Source organism: Agathobaculum sp. (assembly GCF_022775115.1).
Lineage (GTDB): Bacteria > Bacillota > Clostridia > Oscillospirales > Butyricicoccaceae > Agathobaculum.
Genome location: NZ_JALFLA010000017.1, coordinates 20,173 through 34,449 on the forward strand (window position 1 = coordinate 20,173; position 14,277 = coordinate 34,449).

The following is a 14,277-nucleotide window of genomic DNA, read 5'->3' on the forward strand; positions in this document are numbered from 1 at the left end:
ACTTCGGATACTATGTTCTGCTATCCTTCATCTTTTTTATTCACTTGTCCAATATATGTTGCAATCCTGCACAAAAAAGAAAAAGTCAGACGTAGAATCGCTTTACAAACCGCGACAACTGTGTTATACTATAAACCGTACCCGCGCCCGTAGCTCAGTTGGATAGAGCGTCAGACTCCGACTCTGAAGGCCGCCGGTTCGAATCCAGTCGGGCGTACCAAGCCGGAGCAAGTGATAGTACACTTGCTTCGGCTTTTTTGCATAAAAAAGCGCCTGTTTCATAATGGATAAAATGCGCAACAGAATAATTGCGCAAATCAAAAGCTGAAAAGCTTTTTTCCGCATTCGCCCCACCTCCCTCCGCGCGAGACGAACGGGAGACAAGTGAGCTTGACCGCCAATATGTAACAGCGTCCACAGGTATTATACCATCGCGCGACGCAGTGCGTCAAATTTTGCCGCCCTTCGGGGCGGCTTCTGCTTTGTCCAGCCTGCCGTGCACCGGCCGTCGTTTTCACCCGATACCCGGCCGCCGCATAGCATGGATTGACCGCGCATCTACCCGGTGCGCGCCGTCAAATCCATAAGTGAGGGCTGAGACCATGGAGGATACAAAATTTTTCGCGCTGACCGACCTGCCCGAAGGCGGACAGGCGCGTGTACACGCGCTGCACCTCTCCGGCGGGATGCGGCGGCGCCTGCAAGACCTCGGGCTGGTGACCGGCACGCGCGTGACCTGCTTGCAGCGCGCCGCTGCGGGTGACCCGACCGCCTACCTGATTCGGGGCGCGGTGATCGCGCTGCGCGCGGATGACGCGGCACAGGTCGAGCTGGGGGTGCTTGCATGACGCGCACGACCCGCACGCCGGTAGCCGCGCTGGCGGGCAATCCCAACGTGGGCAAATCGACCGTGTTTAACGCGCTGACCGGCAGCCGCCAGCACACAGGCAACTGGGCGGGCAAGACTGTCGCGGATGCCCACGGCACGCTGCGGTGCGGTGACCGGCAGCTGACGCTGGTTGACCTGCCGGGTACTTATTCACTGCGCGCCCGCTCACAGGAGGAGGCCGCCGCGCGCGATTTTCTGCAATCGGGCGAAGCCGATGTGACTGTGCTTGTCGCGGACGCGACCTGCCTTGAGCGCAACCTGATTCTTGTGCTGCAGGTGCTTGAGGTGACGCCCAACGTCGTTCTATGTCTGAATCTGATGGACGAAGCGCGCAAAAAGCACATCCAGATCGACGTAAATGCGCTCAAAGCCGAGCTTGGCATCCCGGTCATTCCCTGCGCCGCGCGCCGGGGGGATGGCCTGCCGCAGCTGACCCGTGCGGTGTGCCGCGCCGCCGACACAGGCGCGCCGACACAGGTCGCGTCCATCCGCTATCCCGCCGTGCTGGAGCAGGCCGCTGCGCAAAGCCCGCTGCCCCGTGCTGCCGCGTTGGACGCGCTGCGCCGTACCCCGCCCGAGGGCATGACCGCCGAGCAGGTGGACGATATGCTGACCGCCTCCGCCGCGCTGCGCGCCGAGGAGATCGCGATGACCTGTGTGCGCACGGGCGAGGATGCGTGCCGCCGCGATCGCCTGCTTGACCGTGTGCTGCTCAGCCGCCGTTTCGGCCTGCCGCTCATGCTTTTGCTGCTCGCGCTGGTGTTTTACATCACGCTCTTTGGCGCAAACGTGCCAAGCCAGTGGCTCAGTGGGCATTTGCTCGGCCTGACCGCGCCGCTTGCCGCGCGGCTGAGTGCGCTCGGCCTGCCGCAGCCGCTCGTTTCGCTTGTGGCCGACGGCATATGGCGCGTGACGGCCACGGTCGTTTCGGTCATGCTGCCGCCGATGGCCATTTTCTTCCCGCTGTTTACGCTGCTCGAGGACGCGGGCTACCTGCCGCGTGTGGCGTTTCAGCTAGACCACGCCTTCCACCGTGCGCACGCCTGCGGTAAACAAAGCCTTTCGATGTGTATGGGATTTGGGTGTAACGCCTGCGGTGTGACCGGCTGCCGCATCATTGACTCGCCGCGTGAGCGGTTGATCGCTATGCTGACCAACTCGTTTGCGCCGTGCAATGGCCGGTTTCCGCTGCTGATTTTTCTGTGCGCGGTGTTTTTCGCGGGCAGCGCGGCGGGCGGTGCGCTGCTGCTGACCGCCGTGATCGCGGGCAGCGTGGCGCTGACGCTTGCGGCCTCGCGGCTGCTGTCGGCCACGGTGCTGCGGGGTGTGCCGTCCTCGTTCACGCTGGAGCTGCCGCCCTACCGTGCGCCGCAGGTCGGCCGGGTGATCGTGCGCAGCGTGTTCGACCGGACGTTGTTCGTGCTCGGCCGCGCGGTCGCGGTGGCCGCACCCGCGGGTGCGTTGATTTGGCTGCTGGCCAATGTCAGCGTGGGCGGTACGCCGGTCTTTCAGCATTTGACCGCGCTGCTCGACCCTTTTGGTCGGCTGATCGGGCTGGACGGTGTCATCCTGCTGGCGTTTGTGCTCGGCTTTCCGGCAAACGAGCTGGTCATGCCGCTTATCGTCATGGGTTATCTGTCTACAGGCACGTTGGCCGAGGTGAGCGACCTCTTTTCCTTTCGCGCGCTGCTGGTGCAGAACGGCTGGACGGGGGTGACCGCGCTGTGCACCCTGCTGTTCACGGTGGCGCACTGGCCATGCTCGACCACCTGCCTGACCATCTGGAAGGAGAGCCGCAGCGTCAAATGGACACTTGCGGCGGTGGCGCTGCCGGCGGCCTTTGGGCTTGCGCTGTGCTTTGCGGTGAGCACGGTGTGCCGGCTTGTGGGCATAGCATGAAGAAAGCCCGTCTGCGTAAGCAGGCGGGCTTTTGGCTTTGTCTCAGTCCCGAAATTCAAGCAGCTTGTACGGCTCGACCTCGAGCGCGTCGGCGATAGAAAACAGCATGTCAAGCGTTGCACCAACTGTTGCATTTTCAATTTTTGCAATCGTTGAGCGGTCAGCATCAATTGCTTCCGCCAGACTTTCTTGCGTAAATCGCCTATCCTTGCGATAGTACGCCACATTCAGTCCGAATTTCCTATATTTATCCGAATATTTGAAATCCACTTCGACCACCTCACGAATAGTGTATCCGTGAAGTTTGCATATCAGAATGTATTCATAATATCTATTTGTGTATTGACAGCATATGATTCAAGATTTACAATTTACATATGGTAATTTTCAATATATAAAAGAGGAGTGACATTCACAATGAACCGCAAACTGGACGAGTTGGGACGAATCGTTATCCCCGCCGATATCCGCGACGCGCTCGGCCTTGTACCCGGGCAGGCACTGACTGTTGGCCTTGACCTTGCACACAAATGCATTACCCTGATTCCGCAGGGCGCGTACTGCCGGCTGTGCGGCTCCGGCGAAGGGCTGCGGCATGTCAACGGCAAGGCCATCTGCGAAAAATGCCTGCAAATCGCGCTGGCGGACATCTGACAGCTTCCGCTTTTTTGTACTGTCCGCGCAAAACAGAACAGGCGAGAAACCCCGTGCCATTTGGGTTGTCTCGCCTGTTTTTCTGTTTATGCGTGCGATGATGCGGCCGGTCTTTTTGCCGCATATTCTGACTATACATGCGAAATAACCGCCCCATCGACTAAAATGAAGCGGTTATTTCTTTCAATCGTTATTGAGTTCAGTTATCTGACGGCGGCCCCCGCCTACATTTGACCGGGCTGTCATCTGATTTCCGCTCTTTTCTCCCGGCGCACCGGCCTATATTACTTGGTGGCCTGCTCCAAAGATTTTGCTACAGCGGACTTGATTCCTTCGGATGTAATCGTCGCACCGGAAACGGCGTCCACCTCATAGGACTGCGCCTCTACGATTTTGTCCGGAAGCTGCGCGATGGCAACGCCGCCCTTATCCATGTCTTCCTGATTGTCTCCGACGGTGACGCTGGCGATATTGCCGTCCTGAATAACGACCGTTACCTCAAAATCGCCATTCTTGCCCGTTGCTGTTTCCGTATAGGTGCCGTCAGTCCAGCCCGTGGCTTCGCCGGCTGCGGAATCGGTTTTACCGTCCGCACCGGAAGCGCCGCATCCGGCCAGAGCCAACAGGCAGCAAGCTGCACATGTAGACGCAAAAATTCGTTTCTTCATTTTTCTCTCCTCCGTTTGACCCGGTTCAGCCGCCCCTGTTGGATCGTCCCAGCTGTTCAAGCCACATATGGATTGCAGCTCTGAGGGGATATCCACGCGGATGCAGCTTTCACATAGTTTTTTCGTTCGCGCTTGGGGGTGGACACGCCGTCAGCATCCGCCATGGCGATTGATGCACACCTTCCCGATCTTTGCGCTTTTTTGCGATTTTACAGAAGTATTATAAACCGCGGCACATCGGCTGTCAAGAACTACCTTTTTGGTCTGATATACGGCGCTGTGGATGACAGTACCGATTGGACAAGCGAAAAGGATGCCGGGTACAGTCTCGTTGGTCAAAGCACAGCGGTGGGGCGGCGGCTGTGGGCGACAAAGGCGCTCCAATCGCCCCCGCGCAGGTGCGCCTGCACGGAAAAGCCGTTTTGCTCGAGCGCGGCACGCACCTCGTCCGCGCGTTCGTTGAGAATGCCCGAGCAGATCAGCGTGCCGCCCGGCACGAGCTTTTCGGCAAACAGCGCGGCCATGCCGATGATGACATCGGCCACAATGTTGGCCACGATGACGTCATACCCGCCGCCGATCTCGCGGGCGAGCGCCGGGCTGCGCTGCGCATCGCCGCACAGGCTGCGGCCGATCACAACGCCGTTTTTCGCCGCGTTTTCCTGCGCGGTTTGCAGGCAGTTTTGGTCGATATCGACCACCGCCTCGACCTGCGCGCCCAGCATGGCCGCCGCGATCGCCAGAATGCCCGAGCCGGTGCCCATGTCAAGCAGGCGCTCGCCGCCGCGCACGGTATCCTCAAGCGCGGCGATGCAAAGCTGGGTGGTGTCGTGGCTGCCTGTGCCAAAGCTTGAGGCCGGGTCGATTTCGAGTATCCGCCGCCCCTGTGCGTCCTCAACCGTCTCCCACGAGGGCTTGATGAGAAACGTCCGCCCGACCGGAAAGGGCTTGAAGTACTGCTTCCAGCCCCACTCCCAGTCCTGCTGGCGGGTGGTCGCGGTGTCGGTCGCAAGGCGGCCCCAGCGTCCATCCGTGTCCTGCGCGCGCAGCTCGTCCAGCGCCGCGCGGATGGCCGCAAGCTGCGCCGCGCCCGCCTCGTCGTCGGACAGGTAGATCTTCAGGCAGGTTTCCTGCGCGCGCTTTTCGCGCACCAGATCTTCATCCACATAGTCCCAGTATATCTCGGTATCCTTGAGAAATTCCTCAAAATCCGCAGCGTCCTCCAGCACATAGCCCTCTACGCCGTTCTCCTCCAGCGCCGCCGCGACCGGCTCGATGCCCGCGGTGGTCGTGTAGATCGTGATCTCTTTCCAGTCCAAAATGGTGCTCCTTCCTTGCGCCGCAGGATGCGGCTTTTCATGCATCAAAGGCGGATAAGGCCGTACTTCTGTTCCAGATAGTGCAGCACGTCCTCGGGCTGCTCCCATGTGCCGTCATACAGCGCAAGGCCGGGATAAATCCTCAGCCCCTGCTCGAGCAGCTCGGCCGATTCGGCGCACAGGCAGAGCGGACGCGAGAGCATATAGCGGTGCTCCTCAAGCGCGATCACGTCGTCCTCGGTCTCCAGCACCAGCTTGAGCGCGCCCGCCTCGTCCTCCGCGTCGATCAGTGCCTCGCCCAGCCGGGGGCCGCACTCGATCTCGTCGGACATGTCGATGGTCGGGTCGATGAAGTGCGCGTGCCGCCCATCGGGCGCGAGGATGAAATCGTCGTGGTCGCGCGGCACAGTGCGCGAAGCGCTGTGCGCGTCGACCGCTTCGAGCAGGCGTGCCTCATCGTCATGCTCGACCGGCAGGAAGAATTCGGTGTTGTACAGCGTCGTCTGCGCGCGCAGCCAAGCTGAATGCACCGACACGCCCAGCGAAATGCGCGCGTAAGGCGCGGCCAGATCGAGCGCCGCGGTCAGCGCGGCGGGGTCGTGCGCGGTCAGGATGACAGTGGACACGCCGATGCGCTGCAATACGCCCACAGCCGCGCGCACCTCGGTGCCGTCGGCCAGATGCCCCTCGTCGTCCTCTATGCCCAGCTCGGCGATCACCGTGCGGCCGGACAGGTCTCCCAGCGCGAGCGCGGCGGCGCGCAGCGCGGCAAAGGTCTGCGCGCCGCGCAGGCAGTAAAACGCGGCGGCATCGTGCAGCAGGCTGCGAAACGCGGCCTTGCAAAGGCCGATATAGTGCACGGTCGCGGGGCGGGGGCAGCTTTCTTCGTCAGGCAGGGGCGGGCAGGTCAGCGTCAGGCCGACCGGCAGCGGCTCGAGCTGCGCTGCCCATGCTGCGCAGGCTGCGCCGTCAGGCGCGATGGCCGCCGCGAAGCGCGCAGGCCGCGCAAAGCAGAGCGGCAGCGCGGCCGCGTCGGTCAGGATGATCTGCGGTTTGCCGTCCGGGTCGGCCGGCGGATATAACGGTAGCTCCAAGGTACGTTCCTCCCAGAAAAGATCGGTATGGGGCGGTCGTCATTTGGCTCGCCAGCTGCCGTCGGGCAGGCTGACATACTGCTGCGGCTTTGCCGCGGCCAGACGGCAGATCTCGTGCGCGGTGTAAAGCTGCTCGTCGAGCAGCAGGGTCTGGCCGTCGAGCGTGCGCATGGCCCCGTCCAGCGCCGACAGCATGGCGGGCGAGGCGTACAGATCGGCGGGCAGGGCATAGCTGGCGCGGAAGGCGCTGACCGCGTCGAGCACCTGTCCGTCAAACACCTCGGTCGCGCCCGGCAGCAGGCCGAGCAGCGCAAGGCGCTCGGTCATGGCGTAAACCGCGTCCGACCGGTCGCCGAAGCGCAGCGCTTTGCCGGTGTCCAGCGGCGTGAGCGCCGCGCGGTCGATCGTCACCTGCCGATTTTCAAGCAGGATGTCGGGCGTTAGTCCCGCGCCCTCATACGCACCGGTGCGGGGCAGCTCCATCTCCAGCGTGGTGATGATGAGCTTGTCGCCGTTTATCAGCTCAAGGTGGAACTGACCCTGTCCCTTGCCGTAGGTCTGTGTGCCGAGCAGCGTGGCCGAGCCGGTGTCCCGCAGGCTGCCGGCGAGCAGCTCGGCGGCCGAGGCCGTCCCGCCGTCCACCAGCACGACCACCTTGTTCAGCGGCAGGCCGCCGCCCGATGAGTAGGTGGTCTGCGCGCCGCCCATATCCGCTCGGTAGCGGATCGAGGCGAGGGGCGTATCCTTCGCCTGCACGATGGCGTCGGCCATCTGGAAGGCCACGTCGATCAGGCCGCCGCCGTTGCCGCGCAGATCGAGCACGAGCGCGCGGGTGTTCTTCTCATCCAGCCCTTCCCAGAGCTCGGAAAAGGCCTTCCAGTCGTTTTCCGAGCCCATGGCGGCGACCTTGATGTACTCCACGCCGTCCGACAGTGTCCGCCCGGACACATACACCTGGTTGATCTGGCGGCGCACACAGCTGACCTCGATATCGCGCCCCTGCCGGCGCAGGGTGAGCGTCACCCGCGTCCCCTCCTTGCCGCGCAGCAGCTCGGCGATCTGCGCGATGTTCATAGCGGTCGTGTCCTTGCCGTTCACGGCGATGATCAGGTCGCCGGTGCGGATGCCGGCCTCGTCCGCCGCGGAGTAGCGGACAACGTCTCCCACCCGCGCGCCCGCGGCGGTCTGCTCCAGCGCAACGCCGATGCCGACGTAGCCCTCCAGCTGGGAAAAGCCCTGCGAGTATTCCTCGGCCGACAGGTACATCGAATGCGTGTCCAGCAGCGAAAGGATATCGTTTACGACCTCGTACAGCTCCTCCGGGTGCTTTTGCAGGTATTTGTTGATGTAGTTTTGCAGCACATAGGGGTCGTCCTCGGCCTTTAGGCCGAACATGTCGATCAGCGCCCACACGCTGTCAAACCACGTCTCGCTCTCGCCGTCCTTAGTGACCGCGCCCGCGGGCGTGACCAGCAGCGCGGCGGAGAGCGCCAGCGCAGCCAGCCTTCTTGCTAGTTTTTTCATGCTATTCTCCATTTATCAGCGGTAAAACATGTTTTGTGCGCGGGATGCGGCGTTTACATGGTCTCCGGCGCGTCCACGCCGATCAGTCCCAGCGTGTTGGCGATGGTCTGCCGCGCGGCAATGCACAGCGCAAGGCGCGCCGCGCACAGCGCCGGGTCGTCGCACTTGATGCGGCAGGCGTTGTAGAAGTGGTGGAACTGCTGCGCGAGCGCGACGGCGTACTTGTTCAGGCGCGAGGGGTCGCGGCCTGCGGCGGCCTGCGCGATCTCCTCGGGCAGCAGCGCGAGCTGCTTGATGAGCCTGCGCTCGTCCGCGCCGGTCAGCACGGACAGGTCGACGGTTAACAGGTCAGGCATGGCCACGCCGTCCTGCACACAGTTTTTGATGACCGAGCAGATGCGTGCATGGGCATACTGCACATAATACAGCGGGTTGTCCGAATCCTGCCGGATGGCAAGGTCGAGGTCGAACTCCATCTGGGTCTCGGCCGCGCGGGAGTTGAAGAAGAAGCGCGCCGCGTCGACCGGGATCTCGTCGAGCAGGTCGGTCAGCGTCAGGCTCTTGCCGGTGCGCTTGGACATGCGCACGACCTCGCCGCCCTGCATCATGCGCACCAGCTGCATCAGCACGATCTCCAGCCGGTGCGAGCCGTCCAGTCCGAGCGCGTCGAGCGCGCATTGCAGGCGCTTGACATGGCCGTGGTGGTCGGCGCCCCAGATGTTGATGACGCGGTCGAAGCCGCGCTCGGCAAATTTGTTGCGGTGATAGGCGATGTCGGCCGCGAAGTAGGTGTAAAATCCGTTGGCGCGGCGCAGCACATCGTCCTTGTCGCAGCCGAAGGCCGTGCTGCGCAGCCAGAGCGCGCCGTCCTCGGTCTCGTAGGTCGCACCCTTTTCGGTCAGCAGGTCGATGGTTTCCTTGACATAGCCGGAATCGTGCAGCGTGCTCTCGCGGAACCACACGTCGTAGTCGATCTTGTAGCGCTTCAGGTCGCGCTCCATGCGCGCAATGTTGGCCGGCAGGCCGTAGCCCGCGATGACGGCAAAGCGCTCCTCGGGGGTCTTGTCCAGCAGGCTGTCGCCGTATTGCTCGACCAGCTCGTGCGCGAGCGCGCGGATATCGTCGCCCTGGTACCAAGAGGGGTCGAAGTCGATCGCGTCCTCACCGCGCACCTGCTGGATATACCGTCCCTCTACCGAGTGGGCAAATTTATCCACCTGATTGCCCGCGTCGTTGATATAAAACTCGCGCGTCACATCGTTGCCCGCCCACGCGAGCACCTCGGCCAGACAGTCGCCCAGCACACCGCCGCGCGCGTTGCCCATGTGCATCGGCCCGGTGGGGTTGGCCGAGACGAATTCGACCATGACCTTTTCCGGCTTGGCCGTCTGGGTGCGGCCATAGTCCGCGCCCAGCTGGCCGATAGCGCGCACGGCTTTTTCGTACCAGCTCTGCCCGAGCGTGAAATTCAGAAAGCCCGGCCCCGCGATCTCGACCGTGTCAAAGCAGCTGCCCGACAGGTCAAGGCTGTCCACAAGCACCTCAGCGATGCGGCGGGGCGCCATGCGCAGCGGTTTGGCGCACTGCATGGCGAAGGTGCAGGCCCAGTCGCCGTTGGCGGCGTCCTTGGGCGTTTCCACGGTAACGGGCGGGATGTCGCCCGCGGGCAGCGCGCCCGCGGCGGACGCCTTGCGGTAAGCTGCCTCGACGACCCGGGTCGCCTCGGCGCGCGCGAATTCATATGCGTTCATTGTTTGTCAAAACCTCCGGTTTATTTTGCGCGGCGGGCGGATAACGTCCCGTCCGCATCTCTGTTTTACTGCGGCAGTGCGGCCACACACATCTCAAAATGGTGCTGTCCCATAAGCGAGCCTTCGACCTCGACCGTGTAGTCGATCACGAGGTTGCCGCCCATCTCGCCGATCGTGTTGCGAATGTGCGAGGTATGTGTGGCGATGGTCATTTCGGTGCCGACTGCGGTCTGATACAGGCCGACGTGCCGCTCATCCTCGGCAAACAGCATATGCGAGGGGTAAGCGCCCGTGCGGATGAGCGTGACCCGCTTGCCGTCAAGCTTGACAGTCGTGCGTGTGCCCTCCAGCCCGGTCAGCTCGGTTTCATCGTAAGCGATGTAGTATTTTCCGGCGCGCTCATACAGCGTGGCCGCCGTGACCAGGTCGATCTGCTCCTCCTCGCAGCCTGAGAAGTGCTGCGTCGAGGTGATCGCCAGCCAAACGTCTTTTTTCATATCCATACTCCGATTTTATCTATATTATATAGAAAAAGGGCGCTCAATAGGCCGAAATGTCGATCAGGCCGGCTTCGCCGTGCACATCCTCCTGCAAAAACAGGCCGGCAAGCTGGGCGAAGCCCTGCGGATCGTCCGAGACGAAGTACTGTGTCCCGCCCGCGCCGACCTGCGCCGGCTCGACCGCGCGGCGCACCGCGTTGGCGGCCTCCGCGCCCGAGTCGACCAGCGTCACGCCCGCGCCCATAAAGTCCGCGATCACGTCGTGCAGCAGCGGATAGTGCGTGCAGCCGAGGATGAGCGTGTCCACCCCGGCGTCCCGCATGGGCTGCAAATACTCGCGCACGACCGTTTCGATCACGATATCGCCCCGGTGTACGCGCCCGTTCTCGACCAGCGGCACGAACAGCGGGCAGGCCGCGGTGTACACGGTCAGCGCCGGGTCGGCCGCGCGCAGCCGGTGCTCGTAGATGCCGCTGCGCACGGTCGCGGCCGTGCCGATCACGCCGATGCGTCCCTCCCGCGTCACGCAGCGCGCCTTGTCGCACGAGGGCTCGACCGTGCCGAAGATGGGCAGGTCGAACTCGTGGCGCACGGTGTCCAGCGCGGCGGCCGAGGCCGTGTTGCACGCGACCACAATGGCCTTGAGGTCATAGCCGAGCAGAAAGCGGATGTCCTGCCGGGCGTATTTGATGATCGTGTCCCGTCCCCGGGTGCCGTAGGGCACGCGGCCGGTGTCCCCGAAATAGATGATGCTCTCCTGCGGCATGGTCTCATGCAGGCGGCGCACGCAGGTCAGCCCGCCAAGGCCGGAGTCGAACACGCCGATCGCGCGGTTATCCATTGTGCGCCTCCAGCGCCAGTTCGATCAGGCGGTCGAGCAGCGCCGGATAGTGCATACCCGCGTGGTCGAACAGCTTGGGATACATGCTGATCGAGGTAAAGCCCGGTATCGAATTGAGCTCGTTGAACACGACCGCGCCGTCCGCGCGGCGCACGAAAAAGTCCACGCGGGACAGGCCGCGGCAGCCGAGCGCGGCATAAACGCGCAGCGCGTTTTGCCGCACGGTCTCGCGCTGCTCGTCAGTGATGCGGGCGGGGATGTACAGCTTGGAGCTTGCGTCGTGATACTTGGCGTCAAAGGTGTAGAACGCCTGCGTCGGCGCGATCTCACCGACCGGTGAGGCGACCGGCGCTTGGTTGCCGAGCACGGCACACTCGACCTCCTGCCCGTCGACATACTCCTCAACCAGCACCTTGTAGTCATACCGGAAGGCGGCGGACAGTCCCTCGGCCAGCGCCGCGCGGTCGCCCGCCTTGGCAACGCCTACCGACGAGCCCTGCGAGCAGGGCTTGACGAACACCGGATACGAACCGATCGCGTCAGCCGCCGCGCGCACCACCCCTTCGGGGTCACGCGCAAAATCGTGCCGCAGAGCGAGGTAATAGCGCGCCTGCCGCACGCCCGCCTGCTCTACCAGCACCTTGGTGATGGATTTGTCCATCGAGTTGGCGCTGGCCGCCACGCCGCAGCCGACATAAGGGATGCCCGCCAGCTCGAGCAGGCCCTGCACCGCGCCGTCCTCGCCGCCCTCGCCGTGCAGCACAGGGAAAACGCAGTCCAGCCGGACAGCCTCACCCGCGCCGCCGTGCAGCACCATGCCGTGCGTCGCACGGTCGGGCGAGAGGATGGCCGGTATCAGCGAGGGCTGGCTCGCCCACGAGCCGTCCTCGACCCGGTCGGGGTCGTGGTGCGGGTAATACCGCCACGCGCCCTCCTTGGTGATGCCGACCGCGTGGATATCATATTTGTCCGAATCGAGATTGCGCAGAATGGACGCCGCGGACAGGCACGAGACCTCGTGCTCGCTCGACACGCCGCCAAACAATACCGCTAACTTCATGCCTTGGGATACGCTCCTTCTCTCTGCTGTCAGATTGACATTGATATACAGTCTATATTATACGCCCTTTGCGCTGTGAATACAATGCGAAAACGCGGTTTTCCGCGCGCCGTTTTCACAAAATTTACAGCGGGCAACACCGCATCCTTGCATAAGCGGCGCTTCGCGCGGGCGCGGCTGTCTGCTGAAAAATTTCTTGAAATAGCAGTTGACAGATTATATTATATATAATATAATATTGACACACAAACAAAATGCTTGCCCGGCCGTGTCCGGGCGCAACTGTACGGAGGTGGTTTCATGTCATACCCGATTGCCTCCTCCCTGCTTGACGGCGTTGTGCTGGCCGTGGTCGAGCGGGAGAGCACTTACGGCTACCGCATCACACAGGATGTGCAGCAGGTGCTGGATATATCCGAATCGACCCTGTATCCCGTTTTGCGCCGCTTGCAAAAGGACGGCTGCCTGACGACCTACGATGAAAACTTTGCCGGGCGCAACCGCCGCTATTACCGCATCACCGAGCATGGACGCGCGCGGCTGCGCCAGCACCGGATCGACTGGCAAAACTACCGCAACGGCATCGACACGATCTTTTTTGGAGGATGAAGCGATGAGCAGAAACGAATACATGGCCGCGCTGCGCGCCGCGTTGGCCGTGCTGCCGGAGGAGGAGCGCGCGGGCGCCCTGCGCTATTATGAGGAGTATTTCGACGACGCGGGGCCGGAAAACGAGCAGCGGGTCATCGACGAGCTGGGCGACCCCGCGCGGGTGGCCGCGCAGATACTGGCCGACTATCGCGAGCTGACCGCCGTGCCGCCGCCGCAGCAGCAGGATGTACCCGGTAAGCGCGGCGGCAAGGGCATGAGTCCGTGGGCGCTGCTGGCCATCGTGCTGCTGGCGCTCGTGTTCGGTGCGCCGCTCATCGTGACGCTGGTGGGCGTGCTCCTCGCCGTGGTTGCGATTGCGGCGGCGCTGCTGATCGTTGCCGCTGTGCTGCCGCTCAGCCTGCTGCTCGGCGGCGGGGCGCTGGTGGTTTTCTCCTGCTTTCTGTGGCTGCACCCGGCAAATGCGCTGGTCACGCTGGGCACGGGGCTGATGTGTATGGCGGCCGGCGCGCTGCTGGGGCTGCTGTTTATCAAGCTGTGCGTGCTGTTTGTGCCGCCGGTGTTCCGCGGCTTGGTGGCCGCGCTGCGCTGGCCGTTTGACAAGCTGAGAGGAAGGAGCGTGACGCAATGAAGAAACTGGTGATTGCTTGCCTGCTCGTCGGGCTGGTGGGCTGCGCGCTGAAGATTGGCGGCGCGGCTATGGGCGGCGAGCTGTACAGCGTATACTACGACGGCAGGCTGCACTCGGCGCGCGAGGCCGCGAAAGACGCGGCGGATTATCTGCGCGGCGCGGCGCGCGAGCTGCCTGACCGGACGGAGGACTTTTTCGACGGATGGGCGGACGATTACACCGTGCGCCGCCGCGATGCGGTCGACGACGCGCTTTACCGCACCGCAAACAACCTCCCCTCGGTATCGGTCGACTGGATCGATGGGCTGGATCTCCGCCTGACCGGCGGCACGTTCCGAATCGAAGGCGGCGGCGATTTTGATGTCTCCGACCCGTCCGCGATCACGCGGAGCGAGTATGCGGACGGCGAATGGCGGCTTCGCCTGTCTTCCGCTGGGGACGAGCCGGTCGTTATCACGCTGCCGGTCAAGGATGTGCGCTATGATGAGATATTCATCTCCGCGCATGACTGCGGTTTGACGGTCGACGCGGCGCTCGAAGCCGAAGAATTCGCGCTGGCGCTGGTCGGCGCCACGGCCGACATCAGCAGCGTCGGCTCGCCGGATATCGACCTGAATGTCAGCGACGGGACGCTGCTCGCCTCGCTTACCGGCCGCGCCGAGGATTTTCATGTGGAAGCAAAGACGAGCGGCGGCGCGATTCTGTTCAACGGCGAGGTGCTCGCGGGCGGCACATCGGGCATTCTGCACGCCGAGCGCGGCACCGGTGAGCTGCCGTATGAGCTGGACTTGAAGGCCGAGTCGGCTTCCATCACGATCACCGCCAACTGAAACACCAC

General features: G+C 63.1%; 15 protein-coding genes and 1 tRNA gene. 7 read left to right on the forward strand and 9 right to left on the reverse strand.

Annotated elements, in window-relative coordinates:
* Positions 1-143: 143 nt before the first annotated feature.
* From MR935_RS02325 to feoB, 3 genes are all read left to right on the forward strand, one after another.
* Positions 144-220 (forward strand) — tRNA-Arg (locus tag MR935_RS02325).
* Positions 221-602: 382 nt separating this feature from the next.
* Positions 603-848: a FeoA family protein gene (locus tag MR935_RS02330; RefSeq protein ID WP_290570681.1), complete on the forward strand. Its 246-nt coding sequence runs from the start codon at positions 603-605 to the stop codon at positions 846-848.
* The gene (gene feoB, locus MR935_RS02335; protein ID WP_290570683.1) at positions 845-2,788 is read left to right on the forward strand and encodes a ferrous iron transport protein B; all 1,944 of its coding nucleotides are present in this window, start codon (positions 845-847) and stop codon (positions 2,786-2,788) included. The genes MR935_RS02330 and feoB overlap by 4 nt, the downstream gene beginning before the upstream one ends.
* Before the next feature lie 42 nt (positions 2,789-2,830).
* On the opposite strand, the gene MR935_RS02340 is transcribed toward feoB, so the two are convergent.
* Positions 2,831-3,058, reverse strand: a complete 228-nt coding sequence (locus MR935_RS02340) for a helix-turn-helix domain-containing protein (RefSeq protein WP_290570685.1) — start codon at positions 3,056-3,058, stop codon at positions 2,831-2,833.
* 147 nt (positions 3,059-3,205) lie between these two features.
* Between MR935_RS02340 and MR935_RS02345 the strand changes: the two genes are divergently transcribed.
* Positions 3,206-3,442, forward strand: coding sequence for an AbrB/MazE/SpoVT family DNA-binding domain-containing protein (locus MR935_RS02345; protein ID WP_290570687.1), 237 nt, complete (start codon positions 3,206-3,208; stop codon positions 3,440-3,442).
* Between the two features lie 284 nt (positions 3,443-3,726).
* Here MR935_RS02345 and MR935_RS02350 read toward each other — a convergent pair whose 3' ends face one another.
* The 8 genes from MR935_RS02350 to MR935_RS02385 form a co-directional block, all read right to left on the reverse strand.
* The gene (locus tag MR935_RS02350; RefSeq protein ID WP_290570689.1) at positions 3,727-4,110 is read right to left on the reverse strand and encodes an FMN-binding protein; all 384 of its coding nucleotides are present in this window, start codon (positions 4,108-4,110) and stop codon (positions 3,727-3,729) included.
* 335 nt (positions 4,111-4,445) lie between these two features.
* Positions 4,446-5,429: a 50S ribosomal protein L11 methyltransferase gene (prmA, locus tag MR935_RS02355; RefSeq protein ID WP_290570691.1), complete on the reverse strand. Its 984-nt coding sequence runs from the start codon at positions 5,427-5,429 to the stop codon at positions 4,446-4,448.
* Positions 5,430-5,473: 44 nt separating this feature from the next.
* Positions 5,474-6,523, reverse strand: coding sequence for a hypothetical protein (locus MR935_RS02360; protein WP_290570693.1), 1,050 nt, complete (start codon positions 6,521-6,523; stop codon positions 5,474-5,476).
* Between the two features lie 39 nt (positions 6,524-6,562).
* Positions 6,563-8,047, reverse strand: a complete 1,485-nt coding sequence (locus MR935_RS02365) for a S41 family peptidase (RefSeq protein WP_290570695.1) — start codon at positions 8,045-8,047, stop codon at positions 6,563-6,565.
* A gap of 53 nt (positions 8,048-8,100) precedes the next feature.
* Positions 8,101-9,798, reverse strand: a complete 1,698-nt coding sequence (gene argS / locus MR935_RS02370; protein ID WP_290570697.1) for an arginine--tRNA ligase — start codon at positions 9,796-9,798, stop codon at positions 8,101-8,103.
* 65 nt (positions 9,799-9,863) lie between these two features.
* Positions 9,864-10,295, reverse strand: a complete 432-nt coding sequence (locus MR935_RS02375) for a DUF1934 domain-containing protein (protein ID WP_290570699.1) — start codon at positions 10,293-10,295, stop codon at positions 9,864-9,866.
* 43 nt (positions 10,296-10,338) lie between these two features.
* Positions 10,339-11,139: a glutamate racemase gene (gene murI / locus MR935_RS02380; RefSeq protein WP_290570701.1), complete on the reverse strand. Its 801-nt coding sequence runs from the start codon at positions 11,137-11,139 to the stop codon at positions 10,339-10,341.
* Entirely contained in the window at positions 11,132-12,199 is a 1,068-nt protein-coding gene (locus MR935_RS02385; protein ID WP_290570703.1) for a D-alanine--D-alanine ligase family protein, read from the reverse strand. The genes murI and MR935_RS02385 overlap by 8 nt, the downstream gene beginning before the upstream one ends.
* A 300-nt stretch (positions 12,200-12,499) precedes the next feature.
* On the opposite strand from MR935_RS02385, the gene MR935_RS02390 reads away from it, so the two are divergent.
* Genes MR935_RS02390 through MR935_RS02400 form a run of 3 tightly spaced genes read left to right on the forward strand, consistent with a single transcriptional unit; the run spans position 12,500 to position 14,269 of the window.
* Positions 12,500-12,808 (forward strand): PadR family transcriptional regulator, encoded by a 309-nt coding sequence (locus tag MR935_RS02390; protein ID WP_290570705.1) that lies wholly within the window; start codon positions 12,500-12,502, stop codon positions 12,806-12,808.
* A 4-nt stretch (positions 12,809-12,812) separates the two neighbouring features.
* Positions 12,813-13,439: a DUF1700 domain-containing protein gene (locus MR935_RS02395; protein WP_290570707.1), complete on the forward strand. Its 627-nt coding sequence runs from the start codon at positions 12,813-12,815 to the stop codon at positions 13,437-13,439.
* Positions 13,436-14,269 carry a hypothetical protein gene (locus MR935_RS02400; RefSeq protein ID WP_290570709.1) on the forward strand — a complete coding sequence of 278 codons (834 nt, stop codon included), beginning with the start codon at positions 13,436-13,438 and terminating at the stop codon, positions 14,267-14,269. The genes MR935_RS02395 and MR935_RS02400 overlap by 4 nt, the downstream gene beginning before the upstream one ends.
* The last annotated feature ends 8 nt before the right edge of the window (positions 14,270-14,277 follow it).

Bases quoted from the DNA above. Each gene is read 5' to 3' on its own strand.
- MR935_RS02330 (WP_290570681.1), top strand. From the start codon at position 603: ATGGAGGATACAAAATTTTTCGCGCTGACCGACCTGCCCGAAGGCGGA.
- feoB (WP_290570683.1), top strand. From the start codon at position 845: ATGACGCGCACGACCCGCACGCCGGTAGCCGCGCTGGCGGGCAATCCC.
- MR935_RS02345 (WP_290570687.1), top strand. From the start codon at position 3,206: ATGAACCGCAAACTGGACGAGTTGGGACGAATCGTTATCCCCGCCGAT.
- MR935_RS02350 (WP_290570689.1), bottom strand. From the start codon at position 4,110: ATGAAGAAACGAATTTTTGCGTCTACATGTGCAGCTTGCTGCCTGTTG.
- MR935_RS02365 (WP_290570695.1), bottom strand. From the start codon at position 8,047: ATGAAAAAACTAGCAAGAAGGCTGGCTGCGCTGGCGCTCTCCGCCGCG.
- argS (WP_290570697.1), bottom strand. From the start codon at position 9,798: ATGAACGCATATGAATTCGCGCGCGCCGAGGCGACCCGGGTCGTCGAG.
- MR935_RS02375 (WP_290570699.1), bottom strand. From the start codon at position 10,295: ATGAAAAAAGACGTTTGGCTGGCGATCACCTCGACGCAGCACTTCTCA.
- murI (WP_290570701.1), bottom strand. From the start codon at position 11,139: ATGGATAACCGCGCGATCGGCGTGTTCGACTCCGGCCTTGGCGGGCTG.
- MR935_RS02385 (WP_290570703.1), bottom strand. From the start codon at position 12,199: ATGAAGTTAGCGGTATTGTTTGGCGGCGTGTCGAGCGAGCACGAGGTC.
- MR935_RS02390 (WP_290570705.1), top strand. From the start codon at position 12,500: ATGTCATACCCGATTGCCTCCTCCCTGCTTGACGGCGTTGTGCTGGCC.
- MR935_RS02395 (WP_290570707.1), top strand. From the start codon at position 12,813: ATGAGCAGAAACGAATACATGGCCGCGCTGCGCGCCGCGTTGGCCGTG.
- MR935_RS02400 (WP_290570709.1), top strand. From the start codon at position 13,436: ATGAAGAAACTGGTGATTGCTTGCCTGCTCGTCGGGCTGGTGGGCTGC.